This is a genomic window from Vallitalea sediminicola (assembly GCF_054408565.1).
The window spans coordinates 1-23,951 of record NZ_BTPT01000039.1 but is presented as its reverse complement, the minus strand read 5'-3'; the positions used below and the strand labels follow the sequence as shown (position 1 = coordinate 23,951).

Sequence of the window (23,951 nt, the reverse complement as noted above, 5' to 3'; positions counted from 1 at the left end):
ATTGATTGAAAAAGAAATTAGAAGAGTATCTTGGTAATTATAAAAAAACTTATGTACTCCTAGATGAGATAATGAAAATATATGATAATAGTATAAGCTATAGTGAGTTAGCGAGGATTATTAAAAGTATAGAGAAAAATGGCGGGATAGAGCCAGTGAAAAAATCAGGACTTAATAATATGCTAATACCTCTTTACTATAAGTATAGAATTAATAAACCATATTTTCACCAAAGCTACTATACTCGTTTATATAAAAAACAATGGGAAATAAATCTTCATTTAAGTTTAGAAGATTATTTTACATTAAATGAAACTATATTTAATAAAGATGAGTTTTATATTGATCTAATAAGTAATTATATTAATAATAACCCAGATATGATAGATGAAAAATTTATTCCAGAGTTGTCTTTTGATATGGTTGGAGATGAAAAATGGATACAAGATAAAGGTGGCGAAGCAATATTAAAAAGACTACATTTATGGGATAAGCTATTATTATTTGAACGTATTGAACCACTTTCTTTTGCTATTAATAAAAATAAATGTAATGAAGATATACACTATCATTTAATTATTGAAAATAAGACACCTTTTTTACATTTAATTAATTATATAAATGAATCAAAATATACTACTATTATCTATGGGAAGGGATGGCAAATTATATCTAGTATTAAACTACTTAATAAACAGTTAAATATTAAGGGGGAAAATATCTACGAATATTTTGGAGATATGGATAATGAAGGTCTTAGTATATTTGATAGTTTAACTAAAAAAATAAATGTTAAACCTGCTGTTAATTATTATAAAGCGATGATGAATTATAAAAGTGTTAAAGGTAAAGAAAATCAAAAGATCAATGAAGCTGCAATTGATAATTTTCTTAGCTATTTTACTAATAAGCAGCAAGATTTAATAAAGAAAGTATTAAAGGATAAAGAATATTATCCACAGGAAATACTAAGCAAAAATATTTTGTGTAAAACATTAAAAGGATGAAGAAATTATGGATTATAGCAATATTACAAAAGGATTCAAAGATAGAATGGAAAGAGTAGTGTTATTTGATTGCTTATATCGTCTAGAGAAAAAACAGAAAAAGGATAAAAATGGTATTTCTATTGATTTTTTTGGACTAGGATTACTTACTTTAATGTTTTTCTTTGAAAATATGCTTATAAGAAATAAAAAAACAGGTATTACGGAATTAGCCAATTATCTACAAGAGGTATCATTAGATAGGATAAAGTTAGACCAAGGGGGTTTTATTGAAATAAGTAAAAGTATTATAGATGTTTTTCGTCCTTCATCTGGGAAAAGAAATAGGAGAGAATTTTATAATTATGAAACAGGGACAAGGGATTATGTAGATTATTCAATATTAAAAGCAGATTCTTGGGATAGTACTAGAAATATACAATATTATGTTTTAGACGAAAAAGGGCTAGAACTTATTTTTGCAACTAAAGAGTATTATAGTGAATTTCAGATATCTATTAGCCAATTATTATTAAGAAAACAATTAGAAAAGGGTGAATTTTCCAGTGCATTAAGACAGATTGACGAAATGCGGATTAATGTTAATACCATAAAAGATAAAATACATAATATAAAACATGATATTCAAAGAAATATAATTTCTGATGATACTTATGAAAGATATAAAGAGCTAATAGATGATATTAATAGGAGACTTACTAGAGAACATGAGGAATTCGAAGAACTTATTGAATTTATTAGGGATACTAAAATAAGGTTAGATGACAATACGGGGCATGCTGAAAGAGAGAAAGAAGCTTTAGTTAAGATAATAAAAATAGATAATGAACTTGGAAATGTTCACTATTTACATGCAACTTTATTAGAAGAAAGCATTGAATTAAAAACAACAGCACTTGAATCTGCCACTGAATCTCTTTATTTTGTGGGATTAACATCTTTTAATTTTGACCAAGAAATAACTAGAAAATATATGAATGCTCCTTTACCTTTTGAAAGTGGTAAAATATTAGCTAGTCCATTTTTGAAACTGAAAAATTATTCTACCTGGTCTTTGTTGACAGTTTTTGAAAGACAGAAAATAAGAAGAGAAGAAGAACAAGTAAAAAATGATGGTTATATTGATGTTGATGATAAAAGAGATATTAGTGAAATTTTAGTAAAACAACAAAAGTTATTTGCATATATTATTGAAGAATTATTAGCAATTATTAAAGATAAAAAGTCTATTACATTAAAGGAAATAATTGAATCTCACGATCATCCTCTGTTTAGTACCAGAGAATTCTATGATTTCTTTATTATATTACATCAATTATCGCCTATTAATATATTAGATGTTGCTAAGAGTAGGGAGCATGTTTTTTCATTAGCATTCAATAAGTTAGCAGATATATGTAACACTATAACAGCTACGGAATTAACAGATGAAATCACTTACGATGGTAATTATTATGTGAAAAATATGTTAATTGAATTAGGAGGAAATGAAAATGATTAATCATGAGTTCGTAATTGAAGCCTTTAAAATATTTTCTGAATTAAATGCTAATGGAGAAGTTCAAAAAACTGAATGTAGTAGGTTTTTTACAGATGAAATAGTAAGAAATTTAGTCATGGAATTTGCTATAGAGGTAGATTGTACCATAATTACTGCGGTTGATTACATATATATAGTGCCACTGACTAAAAATTCTATTTATCATATAACCAATAGTGATATAAAAAGAATGTATTTTTCTGGTAAAACCCTTAATATGGATATTTATCTTATGTATGTTGCTATAATTATTTTTATAGGAGAATTCTATGATAGTTATCAATCAGCTAATTCAACCAGAGATTTTATTACTATAAATGATTGGCTTGATAGCATAAATAAACGTATGGAGAGTTTGAATCAAGTTGATAAGGAAACTTTATATAATCTGGAACAGGAATATGAATATAATTGGACTGGTATATTAAAGAAATGGGAAGCTATGGATAATATAAAAGAAGGAGTTAGCAAACAGACTGCTAAAACTGTGAGTCGTATGGGATTCATGACCGTTGTTAAAAAGTTTATGATAGATCAAAAGTTAGTAAATGAGATAGGTCCTAGTGAACTGGAATTAACAGAAAAAACTAAAGCTATTGTTGGAAGATATTTTATGGAATATGAGTATAACAGGGGTATATTAGATATTATTTATCAATTGGAGAATCAGGAGGGATAGATATGCCAACGATTTCAAAAATAAGATTTACTAATGTAATATATGAAAATGGAGCAAAAAGATATAATGATATGCTTTTTGAGTTCGATGGACTAAATGGAGCTTTATTATTAGAAAATGGTGGTGGAAAAACAGTTTTCATCCAAACAGCTTTGCAGGCTATTATTCCTCATATTGATATGGCTAATAGAAAAATAAAAGATACATTGTCTTTAGAAGGGGGACCTTCTCATATTGCTATTGAATGGATTATAAATGAATCCCCTAGAAGGTATGCTCTTACAGCTACTAGTTTATTTATTGAAAAGAATACTCTATGCTCATTAAAATATGCTTATGAATATGGTATGAAAGATGAACATGATATAGGTAGTATACCTTTTTCAATAGAACAACAAAATGGTAAAAAACGTTCTTCTAGTAAAAGTGAAATATCCGAATATTATCATCGTATGAATAATAAGTATATCCAAGCAAAAGTATTTAATAGTATCTCTGATTACGGTCACTATATAGAAGAACATTTTAAGATTGTCCCATCGGAATGGCGTAAAATAGCTTTAATTAATAGTAGTGAAGGTAATGTGGACGAATTTTTCAATCAATGTAAGACAACTACGGCGTTATTAAATAATCTTCTTATACCAGTTGTCGAAGAAGCTATTGAAGGTGATCAAGCTAAGGGATTTGTTGATACTTTTGAAAAACAGAGAGAGCATTTTAAGAAAAACAAATATCTACAAGAAAAAATAGTTCAGAGTAAAAATGTGAAAGAACAAGTAGATAATTTTATTATAGAATACAAGCAATATGATGATTACTTTAGTGAATATGATGAAGAAAAGGGAAAAGCAAAAACACTAAATAAATATTTGAAGGAATTAGTTGAAGAGAATGAAGAAAAACAAAAAGGGAATGTAGAACAAAAAGAAAAACTAATAATTAAGAAAGAGGAATATAGACGAAAAAACTTATCATATAAAATATTGATTATTGATGAACAACTAAAAGAAGAGGCTAATAAGCTAGATATAGAAGACAAACTATCATCTAAATATAAGGAACAGCTAAATAAATTTAAATCAAGAAAACAAAATATTGAATGGACAAGACTGCAAGAAAAAATACAGATTAATAATGAAAATATTGATATGTATAGACAAAAATTACAGGAATATGAAAAAGATATATCAATTAGTGAATTGGAGGAGCAGCTTGAATTAAATAGCAGTAATTTAAAGGGGTATTATGAGAATGAATTACAAATAATAGAAAAAGATAAACAGCAATTTAATGCCCAAAATGAACGATATGAAAGCCAATATATTGAGTTGAAGAATAAAATAGATGCTATTAATACTCAGGAGGATGAGGTAAAAGAAGAAATTCATAGGCTAGAAGCCCAAAATGAAATGTTAAATAAAAATATGGAGCAAATTGCTAATGGGATATTTATGCAATTAAATAAAGAAAATGTTAGTGAAAATATACGAGAGTGGAAGAACAAACTAACCTTGCTTGAAGAGAAAAAAATAAAACTTATAGGGGATAAACAAGAATTAAACAATAAAATAAAAGAGCAGATGCAATTGAGAAAAAGAATGGGAGAAATTTATTATTCTACTAAGTTAGAATTAGAGGAAAAGAAAAGAGCGTTAAAACAACAAAAAATTGTAGAGGAAAAACTATATCAAGAGTTAATTGAGCAAGGACAATATATAAATATGAATTCAAATATATATACTAAAGAAGAAAGTATATTACAAAGATTAATTGAGAGACAAAAATTGCTTAATGACATTAAAGAAAAATCATTATTAAAAGAACGTATTAGCAAGAGATTACAAGATTTGTATGAAAATATGGATGTTTTTTGTGCTGAGCCTGTTATTGAGAAAATAGTTAATAGCCTTAAAAACAATGTTGGTTTTATTAATCTTGGAAGTCAATATTTACAAGCGCTTGTTAATGAAGGTAATTTTTCAAAAGATATATTGTTTAGACGTTTCCCATATTGGGCAATAACTATTATAACTACTGAGAAAGATAAAGCAGTGGTAGAAAAAAAGATAGATTCTTTTAAGGGAGAATTAATATATCCTATTTTTATTATATCTTTAGATGATATGAAGAAGTATGTGAGTAAGGAAGATAGTAATTACATATTAGATGAAAATAAACCTATACTTCCTAGTATATGGTTGGATAATTTATCTAATGATGAATTTGTGAAGTGGAAGTTGGTTAATGAAGAATTAGCAAAAAAAACAGAAAATATTCGTAGAAAAAATGAACAAGAGTATATTAATTGTACTAGGGTACTTAATAATGCAAATGATTTTTTTAGAGAATATCCTTATGCTGAAATTAGTGACTTAGAAAAAGGCATTAGTGAGTTTGAGCAGAAATCAATTAATTTAAAAGAAAAGGAAAATAGTATAGATACAGAGATTGCTAATGGCAATATAGGGATTATTAATATTAATGATGAACAAGAAGAATGTAGACAAGAAATACAAGTAACGGAAGATAGTGTGACCAAGGCTATTGAGTATAATAATAGAAGTAATGAAAAAAATGCTAAATTAAAAATGCTTAAATCAAAAAATAAATTAATAGAGAGTTATAATGATGATAAAAAACTATTAAAAAATGATTTTGAAAAAGTAGAGGATATTATAGCTGATTTAAAAGACAATATATCTAAATTGAATCGTAAAAAAGCTATTTTAGCTGATAATGAAATTTACAAAGAAATTAAAATGTGTGATGTAATATTTACTAAGAGTTCACTAGAAGTGTTAACCGAAATACGAAAAACATTAAAAGATAAATTAAGAGGAATTAATGTTAGTAGAAGTATTGTTGAAGACAACCTTCAAAAAGAAGAAAAAATCTTAAAGGAAAATAAAACAAATGGAGAATATAAAGCTAAAGAAGCTGAGTTTCCATTGGAATTAGTCACAATATATTATGAAAAAGAGATAAGTGAGCTTATAGATAAAATAAGAGAAGTTAGTCAAAAAGCTAAACTATTAGAGACTAAAATTAAAAAGTTGAAAGATAATTGCAGTAAATTAAATTGGAAAAAAGAAGAATTAATAAATGTTTTAAGAGAAGAAAATAAAGTGTTTTATGACTTTAACAGTGATATTATTGACATACCAGATATCTTACAAAAAGAAAAATCTGAGATTAATAAATTAGAAAAAGATGTCGTAAGAGAACAACAAAATATTGTACTAAGAACCAGTCAATTAGATAGTATAAATAATAGATTTGAAGTTGAAAACGTAAAACATAATATTTTACACGAAACAGTTAATATGAAAGTTTTAGAAGAACAAGTATTATTAGATTTCAATTATAAAATGGAAAAAAATATGGAGTCATTGTGCAAAAACATGGAACTTTTACAAGAAAAATGCCATAAGAAATATAATAGGATTAAGCAAAATAGGGAATCTTTTATTGAATATTGTAATGAATATATTACAGATAGTCGTTTAAGAGAAATGGCTATAAGGGGCATAAAGAATAAAGATAATTATAAAGAGCTGATAGATTATCAGTATAGAATGAGTAAAACTATAACTAATATAATAAAGATAGCTGAGAATGATAGAAGAGAGAGTGACATTGAAGTGCAGACATTTCTCACACATGTTCATTCATATTTAAAAAGCGTTGCTAATGAACTTAATGTTATTCAGCGTAAAACAAGTATTAAAGTTGATGGGGAAAACAAACAAATCTTTATTTTTACTATCCCTATGTGGGAGGATGCTCAAGGTAAAGAGGAATTAAGAAAATATATAGATATTATTATTGATGAATTTGATAGAGAGTGTGAAAAGAGCCATAATGATCCAGTATCTATTCGTCATCTAATTGAAAAAAAATTAAGCATAAAGAATTTATTAAACATAGTAATGAAGGATAAAAGTATTAAAGTTAAATGTCGCAAAGTAACTAATGATATGAAAATAACTAAAATACCTATGTCATGGGAGAACTCTAATAAATGGTCTGGAGGAGAGAAATGGAGTAAAAATATGACTTTATTCTTAGGATTACTTAATTATTTAGCTGAGAAAAAACAACATCTAACTATAAGTCAAAAAAATAATCGTACAGTTATTTTAGATAATCCATTTGGAAAAGCTTCTAGCAAGCATGTTTTGGAACCTGTATTTTTCATAGCTGAAAAGTTAGGTTTTCAAATTATTGCATTAACTGCCCATGCTCAAGGAAAATTTATATCTGATTATTTTCCTATAGTTTATAGTTGTAGATTAAGAGAGGCTGTAGGTGTAGACAAGCAAATTATGACTAATGAACGTCATATTAATATGGCTTATTTAAAAGAAAAATCGCCTTTATCGGTTTATAGATTACAAGAAATTAAACAATTGGAATTGTTATAACGATTAAAGAGTTACTTTTATTAATTTTTTATAAAATATTAGAATAGAATATAATAAAGGTTTTATAGAAGTGTGATGGAGGATTATGAATAGAACACGTCTTAATACAACAGTTTTGATTAAGGTTATTGGGGTATTGTTAATTATTTTAGCGATAATGATGCTTAGTAATATGTTGATTGAAAAAACAATTGCTACATTATCGTCAAGTAAAAAACAATTGCCTATCTATTGTGTTGATACAGAGGAAAAGAAGGTTGCAATAAGTTTTGATGCAGCGTGGGGGAATGATGATACTGATAATTTATTAGAGATACTAAAAGAATATAATATTAAAACCACTTTTTTCTTGGTTGGTATGTGGGTAGAGAAATATCCTGATGATGTTAAGAGGATATTAGATGCTGGTCATGATATTGGCAATCATTCTAGTAGTCATCCTCATATGTCTCAATTATCAAAAGAAGGTATTAAGGATGAACTTATGGGAGCTCATGAAAAAGTTAAGAATTTGACAGGATATGAAATGGAATTATTTAGACCACCATTTGGAGATTATAATGATAAGTTGGTGGAGACAGCTAGAGAGTGTGGGTATTATACTATACAATGGGATGTTGAATCTTTAGTTATAAAATGACAAACTCTACAAGCCCCTATTTTTCTAGCTTTTCCACTCAATCTTAATAGCTCCATTAGTAATAAAAATCTTATTAATGAATTGCTTAGCAATATTTTTTTGTTCTACTAGAGTGAGTTCGTCCCAACGATTGACATCCTTGGTCGCATCTAATATCTGTTCTGAACTTAGAGTATCGTTCACGATGTATTGTTTCATCTCTTCTAGTATTCCCTTTTTCTCAGAATCTAATTGTTCTATTTTATTATTGATATAATCTGATATCACTGTACTACCTTGTGCCAGTTGATTAATTAAGTTGTCTATCTGCTTATCAATATCTATAACCTGTAATTTTAATTGATTAAGTTCATAACTAACTTTTTTTGGAGTATCTTGCTTAACAGTTTTTAAAGTTGATAGTTGCTTAATTAACTCTTTTTGTACATAGTCTTCAATTTCACCAACATAATGAGTTGGATGTTCGCCGGTACATATTTTATAATTAGTTTTTCCTGAACAGGCGAGATATTTATAGCTTTTGAATGTCTTAACAGTCATAGCATAATTACAATACCCACATTTTACTAGACCACTTAACCAAGTATATTTACCTTTTCCAGTATTCTTAACCTGCTTATTCTTATCAAGCCTATATTGACATGCTATCCAAGTATGGCTACTAATAAAACCTTCATGTAAGCCGATAGATAACACATGGTCTTTTACATCAGTATATTTAGCAGCGTTACGATCCCTCTTACCGTATAGGTAACAGCCATTAGTACCAATAAATTCAGATATATCATTACTTATTTTACAACCTTTATTTTGATAATAAGAATAAATATCAGCATCAGCCATGACATATACAGGGTTACGGAGTATTCTCTGGATTTTCTGTCCGTCCCAGTTAACACCATTAGGGGATTTATGACCTTCTTGATTCAATAATGCTGAAAGTTTACCTAGTGATATATCGGTGGTAGAGTAGAGGTCAAACATCTTAATTAAAACATTATGTTCTTCAGGATTAGGTTTTAGAGTTGAAGTCTTAACACCATCTATAGTTATCTTTTCTTTTATACATCCGTAAGGGGTTTTACCACCCATAAAAAAGCCTTTCTTTCCTCGGGCATAGTAGTTGTCCTTAATACGTCTCTGGATAGTCTCACGCTCTAATTGAGCGAATACCATAGTGATATTAAGCATAGCATTACCCATAGGAGTACTAGTATCAAATTTCTCAGTAGCACTAGTGAATTCCACATGACTTTTCTTGAATAGTTCAATTATCTTAGCAAAGTCTAAGATAGAACGACTGATACGGTCTAATTTGTAAACAATCACTTTGGAGATATCTTCACGCTTGATATCTTTTAGCATCTGTTCAAATTGGGGGCGGTTAGTGTTGCTGCCACTGAAACCTCTGTCGCTATACACCTTGTATTCTTCTGTAGTAAATTCTTTTTTACAGAAATCTATTTGACTTTCTATGGAAATACTATCTTTTTTATCTATGGATTGACGAGCGTATATTGCTATCATTAATATCACCTGTTTCTTTAATTAGGATATATTTATTAGAATAATGTAAAAGGGATAAAAAGTAAAGTAAGAAATTATCAAATTAATGATTACTTTAATATCCCCATTAAATTATTACTTATAAATCTTTAATTATATCTATAAATTCATTAAGTGTATAAGCTCCATCTATCCTCTGTGATTTATCTTCAAAGACCATATAGTATCTATAATTTTCACCTGCCAATTGAGCCCATTTTCTTCCTAGACTTAATTTATTGAGCTCCATATCATTAGTTAAATAATCACCTTTTGTTTCAATTACAATAATTTTTTTTGATTTTGTCATAACAATAAAATCTGGGAAATGATTAGTAAAACCATTAATACAAAATTCTTTATGCATAATATTCCTATGCCAAAAGAGTACATTATCTAAACTAGCAATTCTAGTTATGGCCATATTTTCAAAGTTATTCATATTTTCTTCAGCTTCATATAATGATTTAGCCATATTTTCTATAATTTTAGTAGGATTAATTACATTTTTAAATGTATAATTTTCTTTGCATATTATCTGTTCTTTTTCAATTCTATTAAAAAATTCCTTGTATCTATGTTTATATTCAAGTTTCTTAATTTTTTGTTTAATTACTTTAGCATATTTATGTATAGAAGAATTTAAGCTATTTAATTGCTCAGTATTTAAAGTATCTAGTATCCTTTTTATATAATCTTTAATTTCAGTATCACTTAAAGTATCTATTTTACCTAGCTGCTTAAATAGTAATTCTTTATATTGGTTCATTTTTTTATGTTCTGGAAGCCTAGATAAAAATTCAGTAATAATTTTAGCATCTTTATTATTTAATTTAAGGTATCTAGGGACGAATTCGCCTTTTTGCTGTTGCTCTAGATCAATTTCATACATTTCAGTATCAATATTCTGAAGTTCTATAATGGTATCTTTATTTTTTAATGTAAAATTATCTAATAAATTTTCTTTTGTTAATAATATATCAGAAATACCAAAAATTGTATTTTCAGCTGATTTCATAAAAAATTGTGGTATTTTTATTTCTAGAATTTGATTTTTATAAGCTTCTTTTATGTAAATATTATTTTTCTTTGAGTTTAATTCAGTATTAAAAAATGGTTCGTTGTCAATCATATTATTAAGTATGTTATTAAACTTTTCCCCCTCTTTTTGTGCTAAATCAATTATTGTATTGTTTAATGTATTATCAGTCATAATAGAAGTTTTAACTTTATCAACTTCAAAATGTAATGATTCATCTGTATCAAATTCTTCGGTTTCATGAGAGTTATTATCATCAGTTACAAAACTATCCTCAATTGGTAATTGGATCAATTTTGGAGTTTCATCAGTATCTTCTTCATTGTCTGCTGATTCATTAGAAATATTCATGATATTTTTATTAATCAATCTATAATCTTTTTTACTAAAACCTGACTTGTTTAAACCACTTATAATATTATTTAATGTATTTTGAAAATCATTTGAACAAGTAAAAACATATGATAGATTTAACAATTCATTACTATGCTCTTTGGTATAAGGTTGTCTTAGAATTCTACCTAAGATTTGTTCTATATCTACTCTAGAACTTTTATGAGTTAAAGTAGCAAGTATATAAGCAAAAGGACAATCCCAACCTTCTTTTAATGCATTAATTGTAATAATATATTTTATTTTACAATTTTTATTCATTAAGTTTACGTTTTTTAGTTCGTTAATATTTGAAGTTTTAATAGCTATTTCGTCTTCAGGTATACCCATTTCAATTAAATCTGCTTTTAGCTTATGAAATGTTTTGTTATCTTCATTTCCTTTAGGTTGTGCTTGAAATAATACAATAGGTCTTATGTACTTATCATTAATTTTTTCTTCTTCTATTGCTTTTATCTCAAGATTATTCCTTAGCGTAATAGCATCTATAATTACGTCTTCTTTATTTTGATGATTATAGACTATTACTGGAATTTTAACCATTTTTTCTTTCTTCAATTGCAATGAGTCTACAAATGTTATAATATTACTGTTTTTACGTGGTGTAGCAGTTAAGTCTAAAATAAAACATGGATTAAGATTACGTAACATTTCTATGCTTAATTCTGTTTCTGCATTATGACTTTCATCAACTATAACTAATGGATTTAGTTGATTAATTACTTGAATAAGAGCAGTTTCATCAACATCTTTAATTAATTCATCTCTGTTATTAACTCTATTAACAAAATCTTTTAGATACCCATTTTCTTGATATATTTTTCTATCTTCTTTTTTACGACTTCTAAAAGTATCAAAGCTTAAAACAAGAATATTTAACTGTTCATTAACAACAGAACAATTAAAATTTTTACCAAATAAAAGTTCTGTTTTTGAATATACTTCCACTCGATTATTAAAGTGTGTATTAATTCTTTGACGATAGGGGTGAGAAGGATCTTTTAAATTGTTAATTGTTTGTTCTAAAATAGTATTTGAAGGAACTAACCATACTACAGTTTTTGATATAATACAGGGCATAGCATCAAATATTGGTTTAATTGCATTACAAGCTAAAAATGTTTTTCCACCACCAGTTGGAACTTTAAAACAAATATGAGGAACATTTTTAATATTGTTTTTGTATTTTTCAAGACCATTCAAACCTACAATAATATCTTTAAGTTCCCAAAATTTTTCATATGCAATATCAGCATGTTGATGAGTATTTAATAAATCTAAAAATAATATTAAATCATCTATAGTTTTTTGTTGGAATTTCTTTAGTTCCATTTAATCAATCCTTTCATATTTTAGTTATATCTCTAGGTATTTTTTTGAATATTACTTTATAGTTATAAAGGGTTTCTTTACTTAATGTACATTTGTTAGCATATATGATATATTGCTCGGCTTTTCTATCTATAGTATTTAAGAAATCGTAATTTAAGATACTATCTTTATTCTTATAATAATAAAAGTAATAATCACAGTTATTATAAGAACCTAAAAAATACTTATTTGAAGTGATTATGTCTTTATTTATAGTTTGCTTAGTTTCAGTATAATAAATATAATGTCTTATAACATCAATATCAATATTATTATTTAAAGTATTTTCGGGTGTAAATATAGGTTCTCCAAGTTCATAAAATTCAAATGAACCACCAGTACCTTTAACTATTTTATCATCACTACCATAACCAGTAATAACTTTTTTAACTCTTTCAGCAGTAACGTTTGTAGCATAATCTTCCATTTCTATCAATATAAACTTTCGATTACCACCATCTTGTTTGTTAAGATTTAGAACTGCATGAGCAGTAGTACCAGATCCAGCAAATGAATCAAGCACATAATAATCATCTGTATCTACTTGTCTATCTATATTTAAAAGATATTCAATTAATTGAGGTGGTTTTGGTTGATCAAATAACTTTTCATTATCAAATATTCTATACAATATACTTGTACCATCTTTATTAAACCCAACATCTTCAGGTTTTAGCAATGTGTCTGGGGGTACTCCAATTTGTACATCTTTCAAATATCTTTTGGCTTTGGGTTCTTTACCACTAAAAACTAGTTTATTTTCATGATACATTTTTTTTAGATTAACTTTCGAATATCTAGGATAATTTCCCTTTTTTGCTTTCCATTTAACTCCATTATCAAAAATAATTTCATAAGGTGTATAAGGATTTCTAGCATATATAGGGTCTAATTTATATAATCCTCTACCATCATTATCGTCATATGGGTAATCGGATGTTTTATCCTTTGGTGCTCTTAAATAATATTCTTTTTTGCTTGTTGGAATGAGCTTACTTTTATTTTTAGCATATACTAAAATGTATTCTGTGTTATGGTTAAAATCTTTACTAGAATTTCTAACAGTATGCATACCTCTCCATATTAATTTTGCTAAAAAGTTATTTTCACCAAATATTTCATTCATAATAAGCCTCAGGTGACTTACTTCATTATTATCAATAGATATATAAATAATACCATCGGGACTTAATAATTTATGTAATAGTTTTAATCTAGGATACATCATACAAAGCCATTTATCATGTCTTGAAAGGTCCTCGCCTTCTTTACCAACAACTTTACCAAGCCATTTCTTAATTCTTGGATGATCTACATTATCATTATAAACCCATATTTTATTCCCGGTATTATATGGTGGGTCTATATAGATTCTTTTAATAAGTGTTTCATATTGAGGTAGTAGAGCTTTTAAGGCTTCTAGATTATCTCCTTTAATTATTTTATTTGCAAAATTTTTTTCTTTTTTAGTTGAGTCTCCATCATTATAACTATATTTTAGATTTAATGTTTTCAAAGGTACTTCTTGATGATAATTAATAACTTTATCTTTTCCAATCCAATCTAAAGATGGCATAGTATTATCTCCTTTATATTTTAAAATTGTGTATTATAAAATTTTACAACTTATTTTATAAAGTGTAAATAGAAAATCAAAATTATAATATAAACAAATAGTATTTTAGATAGAGTAATTAATTACTAGAGGTTATTACAGTAGCTAAATACAAATCTTATTCTGCAAATTTTTGTAATGGACTTATTAAATCTTCTATAGATAAATTTAAAGCTTCTACATAACGTTCCTTTTTACCTAATAATTCAATAAATAAGAAAGCTGTAGTGTCATCCTTTATAGAACATAATGCTTTACTAGCTAAATCCATAACGTACCATCTATTATGTTCATAACCAACAACCACTAATATAAATAATAAATTAGCAATAATCTCTTTATTTGAAGTATTTTTAATTAAATAGTCACATTGATCCCCTATAGTATCGGTATAACTAAATCCCCATCTATGACTTATAGTATCGTCTGTAAACTTTTTAATGATTTGTTTTAATAGATTAAAATGGTTATTTTCTAGTAAATTAAGTTGCTCTGCGTTTAATTTCATTATAAGATCGTGTATTAAATCTACGTTTGAAATATTATCTTCCAAATAGTTTGCTACAGAAGAAATAAATGTAGGGGTACAAATATTAGAATCTATTTTTGCAATAATTTCTTCACCATCATATTTTATTGATTTTTCGTTAACAAGAGTTATTGCCGAATTAAAAGCACTTCGAAGTTCTGAAATACTACTAAATCTATCTTGTTTATTAGTTTTTGTAGCTTTAGATATTACAAAATCAAAACTAGTAGGAATTTTAGTGTAATCAAGTATATAATTAAATTCATTTGCAACACATTGATAAATTATACAGCCCAGGCTGTATATATCTGTTTTTTCATCTACGTTAGCTAAATCATTCATTTGTTCTGGCGATATATAAAATCTAGTACCAATACCTATATTTGTTCTTGTTAATCTAGCAGAGCATGAATTGAGTTGGATACCTAATCCAAAGTCAGCGATGACTAAATCATTATCTGAGTTCATTAATATATTTGCAGGTTTTAAGTCTCTATGAAGGACTCCTTCATTATGTAAATATTCAATGCCATCAAAAATTGAATTAGTTATTATTTTTAACCTATCATAATTAAATCTAATATCTTGTATTATAGTTTCCATGCTATAATTGTATTTATTCATTATATAATAATAAGGTGGTGAAGTAAGTTCATAAGAGACTACTTTAATAATATTTGGATGATTAAGCCTTTTACATATTCTAATTTCTCTTTTAAATCTCTGAATAGAATCATCATCACTATTTAATAATACTTTTTTTGCATATATTTTGGTATCTAAATTATTATTTACATCTTTTTGAGATTCATATACTGCACCAAAACCTCCTGGTTGCCCAATTAACTTTCCAGTTGTCCACGTTATCACAATATCACTCCTATAAATTTTCTAAGCTATTCAATTTTATTTTTACTAATTCTACTGGTATTGCTACCATAGAAGAAATCTGTTCTATTGTCATATCTTTAAATTCTATATCTTTTTCAAACCCATCTGGTAGAAGTAGGTTAGCTGCAAAATAATTAGCTTGGTATTCAAATTTGTTTCTTGAATAATATGTATTATTTTCTAAGTAAGCCATATTAAGATTGTCATGTAGTACGGCATGTCCTAATTCATGAGCAATAATTACTCGTTGGTCATAATAATCTAAGTTATTATTAACAAGAATAAACTTACAACCATTCTGATTTATATATAACCCACTATTATTACCTAAGTATTCATAAATGATTGTTATACCTAAGTAATTTGCTAATTCTGTTGGTTCATTTGTTCCATATTGTTCAAGTAAATTATTTATTGTAAGTTTTATATATTTCATTTTTACATCTCATTTTAGTTATTATTATAATTATATTTCTATTATATTATCTAATGTTTTTTTGATTTTTATCAATGATTTATTATAAAAGTCCTTGAATGAACTACAGCCTATTTCTTCTATATCCACATCATGGTAATTTAAAAGTTGAAGTTTTTTTTGTTCTTTGTCTGATATAGTATTATTAATTTTAGGAATATAATAAATTAGCTTGTTTGTAATATTTATTTCTTCTTTATATTTTGACCGAGCTCTATTATTTATCAACCACCATAAATCAATTTCAGTATAATCATAACCAAAACCTAAAATATGTACATTTGTATTATAGAACAAATCTATCCAACTATTATTAGAAGATGGTGAATTTACATTATAATTGCTGACATGTTCCATAATTTTTTTTAGAACGTTTGAATATTTTTCATGTCCTAAAACTAAGGTATCTGGATTTTTTGCTTCTCCATGAATATGCCATATTTTTTTATTCTGTTCATTATTATATGTATTAATTCTATATCTGGTTTGTGGCTTTTTACCAGTAGTTGTAAGGGGTTTTATTTCTTTTTTTTGATTTTTATTACGTTCCAAAGTATAATCATAATTAGTTGTAATAATATTTTTTACTGGTAGGTTATATAATTCTTCATGATAATTATTTGGTTTCATATTTAGAATTTCTTTGGCAATTACACTTTTTAATTCTTTTTCAGATACCTCTCTAAACCGCAATCCTCTTAGAAATATTTCTTCGTATAATAAAGTAAAAGGTTTATCTTTATATTCAATGCTACCAGCTTTATGTAAATAACTAATTATTTTGCAAAGTATATTTTGCCATGATTTATTATCATTAGTAATCCTATTTATACCATTACCAATAAATATTGTATTTTCACACATTAAATTTTACCTCTCAAATAAAGATTTTTATTAAAATTTATAAAAATTGCTTCATTTAACACTTTTATTTCCTTAATTTCAACAAAATATTCAGAAATTTATCCACGCAAAAAAAGCAACGGATAATACTATCCAACTGCTCATCTAAAATGTCTTTTTCGTAGTCGTTTGAGCTATATAAGATTAGAATAAATATTATTTCTTATTATTTTCATTAATTTTTAAAGCCATATCCTTAGTAGTTTCTAACATTCTCAAAAGAAACTCTTTTGTTGGTTCATCCATCAGACCCCCACTAAACATAAGTTTATCGGTTTTTTCAATTTCTTCTATTAGATCAGCTAGTTTTTCATTAATCTCTTTTTTTTTGATTGTTTGATAGGTATTGGATTATAATCAATTCCTAATAAATAATCTAATGAGAGATTAAAAAATTCAGCAATTTGTCTTTTGGTTTCATCATCAGCTTGTCTTTGATTAAGTTCATACTTTGATATATTATATTTGGTTTTACCAATTATTTTACCTAATTGTTCTTGTGTAAGATTATTTTGTAATCTTATATTTCTTAACTTTTCTCCGAAACTTGACAAAATATCACCTCTGATACATAAAACCTAATAATGCTTATTAAACTATATGTAGTTTATTTTTTAGCATTTAAGTTAATTTCTACAATCATTTCTTTTGTATTTTTTAACATCCTTAATAGGATCCTTTTTGTTTGTTCATCAATATTACTTCCATCAAATATAAGGTTATCAGTTTTTTCAACTTCTTCAATAAGTTCATTAAGTCTCTTATCTATATGTCTATCATTAGAATTCACTTTCTTATTATAAGGAGTAGGATTATCAGTTCTACCAAGAAGATAATCAGTAGATATATTAAAATTATCAGCTATCTTTATAAGTAACTCTTTATTAGGATTTCTTTTTCCACTTTCATAGAGTGAAATTGTTGATTCGGCTATACCAAATTTACCACCAAATTCTTTAGCATTTAATTTGTTAGTAATCCTTATTTCTTTAAGTCTATCCTTTAATGGAACTCTTTTTATACTATATGGTATTGAATTATCAGTTTGACCAAGAAGATAGTCAATAGATACTCCATAATAATTAGCTATATGTTGTAAAGTTTTTGTATCTGGTTGTCTTCTTCCTTGTTCATACATACCTATAGTGCTAGGAGAAATATTTAAAGTCTTAGCTAGGTCTTTTTGAGATAGATTTTTATTCTTTCTAAGTAACTTTAATCTTTCAGAAAACATTTGATTACTCCTATATACCTGAGTTTTTATAAAAATTAATTTGTTTTTTATTATTCTCATTCATCTTTTTAACTATAGCTTTAGTAGTTTTTAACATCTTTATAAGTACCTCTTTTGTAGGCTCATCAATTACACAACCATCAAATATAAGTCCATTAGTTTTTTCAACTTTAACTATTAATTTATGTATCTCTTTATCTATATGTTTATCATTAATTTCTAATTTAGGTTTATCATATGGAGTGGGGTTATCAGTTTGTCCTATCATGTAATCAATAGATACTCCATAAAAACTGGCAATCTGAATTTTAATATCATCGTTAGGTGTTCTTTTTCCAGTTTCAAAATTATTATAACGTGCTCTGGATATTCCTAAAATATTAGCAAATCTCTCTTGGGTTAATCCTTTACTAATTCTTAATTGTTTTAATCTTTTACGAAGCATATAAAAAGCCCTCTTATTATTTAAAAGTAGTTAGACAAAAACTTTTAACTTATTTTTTACTATTCTCATTCATCTTTTTAGCAATATCTTTTGTAGATTTTAACATTGTTATAATAAATTCTTTTGTTGGCTCATGGACTTGATTACCACATAAAGTAATATCATCAGTTTTAGCAATATACTCCATAAGAGCATCTAATTTTTTATTAATTTCTTTTTCTTTATTTGAGTGACCTGGTGGTATATCATCATTAGTTCTTTCTAATATGTAGTCTACAGATACTGAATAAAAATCAGCAATTTTTTTTAATGATTCATAATTAGGTACACTTTTGTTATTTTCATATCCTGAATAAGTAGATTTTGCCACATTTAATAAGTTAGCTATATGTTGAGCTTCATATCCCTTTACTTTTCTTAAACTAATTAATATATCACCTATCACAAAATCACTCACTTATTGATTTGGTTTATTTTGTTAGCCATATTCTTAGTAGTTATTAACATATCTAAAAGAACTTCTCTAGTTAATTCATCCATTGGATTACCGTTAAACATAAGATTATTAGTTTCTGCAATTTCTTCTATAAAATGATCTAGTTTTTTATCTATTTCTTTTATAGTGATATTATCTGAAATGGGAGTAAAATTATCAGTTTTACCAGCAAGATAATCCACAGATACATTAAATATTTTTGCTAATTTAATTATAACATCAATATTAGGTTCATTTTTTCCATTTTCGTATTTAGATATTGCAGCTTTTTTAAGATTTACTTTTTTACCTAATTCTTCTTGAGTTAAATGATTATCAATACGGAGTTTTTTCAATCTTTTTTTAAACATGTAATCATCCTTAGTTATATATATACGCAAAAAAGCAGTGGATAATATTATCCAACTGCTCATCTAAAATGCCTTTTTCGTAGTCGTTTGAGCTTTATAAGATTAGTAAAATGTCTTATTTTTTATTGTTTTCATTCATCTTTTCTGCCATATCTTTAGTAGTTTTTAACATCTTTAGAAGAACTTCTTTTGTTTGTTCATCCATCTCACTACCACTAAACATTAGTCCATTAGTTTTTTCTATTTCTTCAATAAAATTATCTAATTTCTTATCTATTTTGATACTATTTAAAGGTTGATTTGAAGAAGTATCGTTGTGATTATTTCCAAGAAGATAGTCTATAGATACATTAAAATATTTTGAGATACGCTTTAGTGTATCTTCATCTTTTGGAAATCTATTATTGGACTCATAATAGCCAATAACTCTATCAGATATACCAATAATTTCACCTAATTCTTTTTGGGTAATTTCTTTATCAATTCTTAGTTTTTTTAATCTATCTCCGAATAACATATTCCACACCTCCTTAGAATTATAACATATTGTTCTAATATATAAAATGATTTGAACAAAAAGTTCTATAAAATAGTTGACAAAGAACAGAATGTTCTATATAATGATTAAAGAACAAATTGTTCGGGATGGAGGATATTTACAAATGATAAATAATTTGAAGAAATTTAGAGAGAAAGCTAATTATACACAAGAAAAATTTGCACAAAAATTAGATGTAACTAATGATTATATATCAATGATTGAAAGAGGAAGAAGAACACCTTCATTTAAATTAGCTAAAATGATAGCAGATGAATTAAATAAAACTGTTGATGAAGTTTTTTTTGATAATTAATCGAATGAATTGTTCTGGAATTCATTTTGATTAATAATGTACAAACAGTACCTCATAGAATTCATTAGAAGGAGTTGATTTTATGCCTTACAAAGTAGTTAATATTTATCCAGACATTTCAGATGAAGAAAGAAAAAGACGTGAAAAAGAGGTAGCTGAATATGTATATAAGGTATTAATGAGACATGATGAAAGAATTAAGAGAGAAAAGGAATTAGAGCAAAAGAATCGTACCAAGTGAGGTTACATAATTTGGTTAACCACAAAATTAGCAAAGTAGTAAGCACTAAAAGTAGTGCTATAGGGGGTAGATGTAATGCCATACAAAATAATTAATGTACATCCAAAGTTAACTCCTGAAGAAAAAGAAAAAATAGATAGAGAAAATACCATTTTTGTATGCAAAGTTTTTAGAGAGCATGATGAAAGAATCAAAAAAGAAAAAGAACTAGCTAAAAAGAATGGTGCTAAATAGAAAAACTATCTATACATCATTCTATAGAAAGAAGGTGAGAAACATGGACAAGTTTGTAAAGGACTGTTCTAACTGTGCCAACAATACTAAAGATGGTTGTATTGCAATGAGTAGGAGAATAGGAACTAATTGCTTTGCTTGGTGTGATAATCGGGAGCGTATACGCAGGATAGACGATATGATTAATTACTCTGGTGGTTATCTGGTTAGTCAGAACAATCGGCGATTGTTAACACAGAAGAGAAAGTTAGTACAAGCTATTAATGAGACTAAGAAGAGTGACAAGCTTAAAGTAATTATCTAGCTGTAATGATGAAAATAGTAAACCAAGAGCAGGAGGTAATACAGTGAAAAGTTATAAAGAAATAGCAGAAATGTTAGAAAAGCACATTGATAGATTGATGTTAAACGTAAGTGAAGCACTTTCAAAAGACGTAGCATACACAATGGAGATATGGAATACTTCAATAATCAGATCAGATAAGGAAGAAAGCAATTTCTCCACTAATGAAAAGTTAAGGCTCTATACTAAGATGCTTGGATATGCTGAAACACTTATGGAACCATCACTAGATACCAAAAATCAATATGGAGCTTACAGAGGAATGTATGTATTTCATATCTATACAACAATGAAAGAAAATCTAGAAGAATTACAGGGTATTATGAAAGAAACTGAGAAGGAGCAACCCAAGTTGGATGGTGATATTAAAAGTAGTGTTGATTTTATCGTATTTACATTGATACGAGATGAATATACAGACCAAGAAGTAAAGACAATCTTATTACAAGTAAAAGAAATAATGGCAGACCCTAGTAAGAAACCAAAGTTTATCAAGTGTAAGAAGTGTGGTTATAGGTTCTGCCAAGATGAAGATAATTATTGTACTTCATGCGGTAATAAGATGTGATTTAAGAAGTGAATAGTATTTTGATACATATCTAAGAAGTGATTTAACTTGTACTTATTATATCAATATAACCTGTAGTAAAGAAATAGCTTAAGTTATACAGTATGTAGTTTTATAAGTGATTTTTTACTATATGAGCATAGAAAAAGGGAGATGATTTTTTGAAACATGGTAAAAGACCAACCAGAAGACAAAAGATGCTGATAGGAAATAAGAAACTAAATCATAATAACTGGTTAGTAGTCAAGGATTGTGCTGATTCATTTGTTATCGTACATAAGAAATCAGGTAAGGTCAAGAATTATCCAAAATTGAGAGGAGTTGTCATGTGATGTGTGTTGTAGACATCATCAAATCTACAAGAGAGCAGCTAGGGTTGAATCAGAATGAAATAGCAGTAAAGATTGGAGTCGCACCCAGTACCTATGGAGCATACGAAAGAAAAGAAAGAAATATGCCAGATGATATTATTAGGGCTCTTGCCAATGAGTTAGGTTCTCCATCCATTATGGCTGAATACACATATGAAAGAAATACAGAGTTCTTCAATGTACCACTACTCAATAACGTAGACAAACATCCACATATAGTAATTGACAGTCTAATAGAAGAAGCCAGTGAAATGATTAAGGCATTAATGGTAATCAAGAAGATCACCAAAAACAAAACCAATGTATCACAATTCAATGAAGAACAGTATAAAGAATTACTAGATGCAGAGGAACAAGTAGGAGACGTATATTCAGCTCTAAAAATGCATTTTGTAACCATGGATACATACGGTGTCAATGTCAAGGAAATAGAGAAAAGATGTAACAGAAAACTAATATACAAAGGCTATATAAGAGGAAATAGACAAAAAAAGAAGCCCTTATATAAGAGCCATTAAAAAAACTGTTAAAGAAATTATACCATAGATTAAATAGATAAGGAAGGTGTTATTTATGAATGATCAATTGATGAAACAAATGTTTATAATGAATGAGATTATGAGAATTACTCTACTGGTAAACAATCTAAGCGAATATGACGTTTTTATTAATTATTACGGACATGTGAATGAAATGGAGTTCACAGTCTATGAAAATGGGTGGCACAATGATGAAGTCCCAACTAAGAGATTCAATGTAAAGTTTGATAGCAATGATGGCGGTTTTTCCATGCTTAGTACCATAATAAATTATCTTCAGTATTTATACATGAAAATAGATATAACAGACTTAATGAAGGAAGGAGCTGAATCTTTTGTATAGTAGAGGTTTCATCATAGGAATTATCATTGGAATCATATCAGTATGGACTATCAAGAAAATCAAGAAGTACATACATGAAAGAAAAAAGTGGGAAACATTTGTCACTAAGATGAATGCAAAGTTGAGAGCAGAACAGATGAAAGTTTGAATCAGTATCTAAGTATTGCATTGCAATTAACAATAAAAAGATAGGAAAGGGTGAAAAACATGAATGACATTGATTACTTCAACATTGCCAAGATGGCACAAGGAGCATTAGTTGAACAATTCGACGTTGAATTTGAAAAAGTACTAGACAACATAGCAGACCCAAACACAGCAGCAGAAAAAGCTAGAAAGATAACAATAGAATTCTCCATAAAGCCTAGTTCCAGTAGAAGAACAGCAAATGTATCATTTCAGACAAAATGTACATTGATACCTGCTGCCAAACTCAAGACAGAAATAGCAATAGGTAGAGACACAGACGGAAAACTAGTAGCAGAAGAATTCACTGGTGGAATACCAGGACAGATGTCAATCAATCTTGATACCAAAGAAGACAATAATAATGACAGTGATAAAGACAATGACAAAGTAACAAGACTTAATGAAGCAAGGTAAATCAGATATATCATTAAACAAAACAAATAAAACTTAGGAGGAAAACGTTATGATAAAACAAGCATTAGAATACTTAGTAGGATTAGGAAAGACAGAAATCAAGGAGATAGATGGGTTCAAGTATGCCACTAACAGGTGTACTAAGATAACTGATCCAGTAGTTGATGAATCATTCCAACTAACAACCCTAACAGGTGTCATTGATTACGTTAACAATCAGATAGACGGACACATAGTAGGAGAAGGATTGACAATACATATAAAATCACCAAGTAT

The 23,951-nt window shown here is 27.2% G+C and carries 28 protein-coding genes; 16 read left to right on the top strand and 12 right to left on the bottom strand.

Going from position 1 to position 23,951, the window contains the following annotated elements; translation table 11 throughout:
• The first annotated feature begins 5 nt into the window (after positions 1–5).
• The 5 genes from ACX6CF_RS16925 to ACX6CF_RS16905 all read left to right on the top strand — a co-directional run bounded on the left by ACX6CF_RS16925 (position 6) and on the right by ACX6CF_RS16905 (position 8,293).
• Positions 6–1,007 carry a Wadjet anti-phage system protein JetD domain-containing protein gene (locus ACX6CF_RS16925; protein WP_458786536.1) on the top strand — a complete coding sequence of 334 codons (1,002 nt, stop codon included), beginning with the start codon at positions 6–8 and terminating at the stop codon, positions 1,005–1,007.
• Positions 1,008–1,014: 7 nt separating this feature from the next.
• Positions 1,015–2,508, top strand: a complete 1,494-nt coding sequence (locus ACX6CF_RS16920; RefSeq protein ID WP_458786535.1) for a replicative DNA helicase — start codon at positions 1,015–1,017, stop codon at positions 2,506–2,508.
• Positions 2,501–3,226, top strand: a complete 726-nt coding sequence (locus ACX6CF_RS16915) for a DUF6063 family protein (protein ID WP_458786534.1) — start codon at positions 2,501–2,503, stop codon at positions 3,224–3,226. Before ACX6CF_RS16920 ends, ACX6CF_RS16915 begins: the two co-directional genes overlap by 8 nt.
• Before the next feature lie 2 nt (positions 3,227–3,228).
• On the top strand, positions 3,229–7,653 hold the full coding sequence (locus ACX6CF_RS16910) for a coiled-coil domain-containing protein (RefSeq protein ID WP_458786533.1): 4,425 nt from the start codon (positions 3,229–3,231) through the stop codon (positions 7,651–7,653).
• 85 nt (positions 7,654–7,738) lie between these two features.
• Positions 7,739–8,293 (top strand): polysaccharide deacetylase family protein, encoded by a 555-nt coding sequence (locus tag ACX6CF_RS16905; protein WP_458786532.1) that lies wholly within the window; start codon positions 7,739–7,741, stop codon positions 8,291–8,293.
• Between the two features lie 24 nt (positions 8,294–8,317).
• Here the strand turns inward: ACX6CF_RS16905 and ACX6CF_RS16900 are convergent, their stop codons facing one another.
• The 12 genes from ACX6CF_RS16900 to ACX6CF_RS16845 all read right to left on the bottom strand — a co-directional run bounded on the left by ACX6CF_RS16900 (position 8,318) and on the right by ACX6CF_RS16845 (position 20,096).
• Positions 8,318–9,820, bottom strand: coding sequence for a recombinase family protein (locus tag ACX6CF_RS16900; RefSeq protein WP_458786531.1), 1,503 nt, complete (start codon positions 9,818–9,820; stop codon positions 8,318–8,320).
• Positions 9,821–9,938: 118 nt separating this feature from the next.
• Entirely contained in the window at positions 9,939–12,602 is a 2,664-nt protein-coding gene (locus ACX6CF_RS16895; RefSeq protein WP_458786530.1) for a DEAD/DEAH box helicase, read from the bottom strand.
• A gap of 13 nt (positions 12,603–12,615) precedes the next feature.
• The gene (locus ACX6CF_RS16890; RefSeq protein WP_458786529.1) at positions 12,616–14,217 is read right to left on the bottom strand and encodes a site-specific DNA-methyltransferase; all 1,602 of its coding nucleotides are present in this window, start codon (positions 14,215–14,217) and stop codon (positions 12,616–12,618) included.
• Positions 14,218–14,374: 157 nt separating this feature from the next.
• The gene (locus ACX6CF_RS16885; protein ID WP_458786528.1) at positions 14,375–15,655 is read right to left on the bottom strand and encodes a serine/threonine-protein kinase; all 1,281 of its coding nucleotides are present in this window, start codon (positions 15,653–15,655) and stop codon (positions 14,375–14,377) included.
• Between the two features lie 10 nt (positions 15,656–15,665).
• A complete protein-coding gene (locus ACX6CF_RS16880) occupies positions 15,666–16,112 on the bottom strand; it encodes an ImmA/IrrE family metallo-endopeptidase (RefSeq protein WP_458786527.1) in 447 nt (148 codons plus the stop codon).
• Positions 16,113–16,142: 30 nt separating this feature from the next.
• Positions 16,143–17,015 carry an SIR2 family protein gene (locus ACX6CF_RS16875; RefSeq protein WP_458786526.1) on the bottom strand — a complete coding sequence of 291 codons (873 nt, stop codon included), beginning with the start codon at positions 17,013–17,015 and terminating at the stop codon, positions 16,143–16,145.
• A gap of 341 nt (positions 17,016–17,356) precedes the next feature.
• Positions 17,357–17,608 carry a helix-turn-helix domain-containing protein gene (locus ACX6CF_RS16870; protein ID WP_458786525.1) on the bottom strand — a complete coding sequence of 84 codons (252 nt, stop codon included), beginning with the start codon at positions 17,606–17,608 and terminating at the stop codon, positions 17,357–17,359.
• 53 nt (positions 17,609–17,661) lie between these two features.
• Positions 17,662–18,288, bottom strand: a complete 627-nt coding sequence (locus ACX6CF_RS16865) for a helix-turn-helix domain-containing protein (RefSeq protein WP_458786524.1) — start codon at positions 18,286–18,288, stop codon at positions 17,662–17,664.
• A gap of 10 nt (positions 18,289–18,298) precedes the next feature.
• Positions 18,299–18,733 (bottom strand): helix-turn-helix domain-containing protein, encoded by a 435-nt coding sequence (locus ACX6CF_RS16860; protein WP_458786523.1) that lies wholly within the window; start codon positions 18,731–18,733, stop codon positions 18,299–18,301.
• Positions 18,734–18,782: 49 nt separating this feature from the next.
• Entirely contained in the window at positions 18,783–19,178 is a 396-nt protein-coding gene (locus ACX6CF_RS16855; protein WP_458786522.1) for a helix-turn-helix domain-containing protein, read from the bottom strand.
• A gap of 8 nt (positions 19,179–19,186) precedes the next feature.
• The gene (locus ACX6CF_RS16850) at positions 19,187–19,579 is read right to left on the bottom strand and encodes a helix-turn-helix domain-containing protein (protein WP_458786521.1); all 393 of its coding nucleotides are present in this window, start codon (positions 19,577–19,579) and stop codon (positions 19,187–19,189) included.
• 115 nt (positions 19,580–19,694) lie between these two features.
• On the bottom strand, positions 19,695–20,096 hold the full coding sequence (locus tag ACX6CF_RS16845) for a helix-turn-helix domain-containing protein (protein WP_458786520.1): 402 nt from the start codon (positions 20,094–20,096) through the stop codon (positions 19,695–19,697).
• A 145-nt stretch (positions 20,097–20,241) separates the two neighbouring features.
• Here ACX6CF_RS16845 and ACX6CF_RS16840 point away from each other — a divergent pair, with 145 nt between their 5' ends.
• The 11 genes from ACX6CF_RS16840 to ACX6CF_RS16790 form a co-directional block, all read left to right on the top strand.
• Positions 20,242–20,433, top strand: a complete 192-nt coding sequence (locus tag ACX6CF_RS16840; RefSeq protein WP_458786519.1) for a helix-turn-helix transcriptional regulator — start codon at positions 20,242–20,244, stop codon at positions 20,431–20,433.
• 82 nt (positions 20,434–20,515) lie between these two features.
• On the top strand, positions 20,516–20,674 hold the full coding sequence (locus ACX6CF_RS16835) for a hypothetical protein (protein ID WP_458786518.1): 159 nt from the start codon (positions 20,516–20,518) through the stop codon (positions 20,672–20,674).
• 75 nt (positions 20,675–20,749) lie between these two features.
• On the top strand, positions 20,750–20,908 hold the full coding sequence (locus tag ACX6CF_RS16830; protein ID WP_458786517.1) for a hypothetical protein: 159 nt from the start codon (positions 20,750–20,752) through the stop codon (positions 20,906–20,908).
• Positions 20,909–20,951: 43 nt separating this feature from the next.
• On the top strand, positions 20,952–21,212 hold the full coding sequence (locus ACX6CF_RS16825; RefSeq protein ID WP_458786516.1) for a hypothetical protein: 261 nt from the start codon (positions 20,952–20,954) through the stop codon (positions 21,210–21,212).
• A 43-nt stretch (positions 21,213–21,255) separates the two neighbouring features.
• Positions 21,256–21,819: a hypothetical protein gene (locus ACX6CF_RS16820; RefSeq protein WP_458786515.1), complete on the top strand. Its 564-nt coding sequence runs from the start codon at positions 21,256–21,258 to the stop codon at positions 21,817–21,819.
• A 161-nt stretch (positions 21,820–21,980) separates the two neighbouring features.
• Positions 21,981–22,151, top strand: coding sequence for a DUF6906 family protein (locus ACX6CF_RS16815; RefSeq protein WP_458786514.1), 171 nt, complete (start codon positions 21,981–21,983; stop codon positions 22,149–22,151).
• Positions 22,151–22,708 carry a helix-turn-helix domain-containing protein gene (locus ACX6CF_RS16810; protein WP_458786580.1) on the top strand — a complete coding sequence of 186 codons (558 nt, stop codon included), beginning with the start codon at positions 22,151–22,153 and terminating at the stop codon, positions 22,706–22,708. Before ACX6CF_RS16815 ends, ACX6CF_RS16810 begins: the two co-directional genes overlap by 1 nt.
• A 55-nt stretch (positions 22,709–22,763) precedes the next feature.
• Positions 22,764–23,072 (top strand): hypothetical protein, encoded by a 309-nt coding sequence (locus tag ACX6CF_RS16805; RefSeq protein ID WP_458786513.1) that lies wholly within the window; start codon positions 22,764–22,766, stop codon positions 23,070–23,072.
• Complete coding sequence (locus tag ACX6CF_RS16800; RefSeq protein ID WP_458786512.1) at positions 23,065–23,220, top strand: hypothetical protein; 156 nt, start codon at positions 23,065–23,067, stop codon at positions 23,218–23,220. The genes ACX6CF_RS16805 and ACX6CF_RS16800 overlap by 8 nt, the downstream gene beginning before the upstream one ends.
• A gap of 59 nt (positions 23,221–23,279) precedes the next feature.
• Positions 23,280–23,675, top strand: a complete 396-nt coding sequence (locus ACX6CF_RS16795) for a hypothetical protein (protein ID WP_458786511.1) — start codon at positions 23,280–23,282, stop codon at positions 23,673–23,675.
• A 49-nt stretch (positions 23,676–23,724) separates the two neighbouring features.
• Positions 23,725–23,951 (top strand): hypothetical protein (locus ACX6CF_RS16790; RefSeq protein WP_458786510.1); only part of this gene is annotated, 227 nt, incomplete at its 3' end.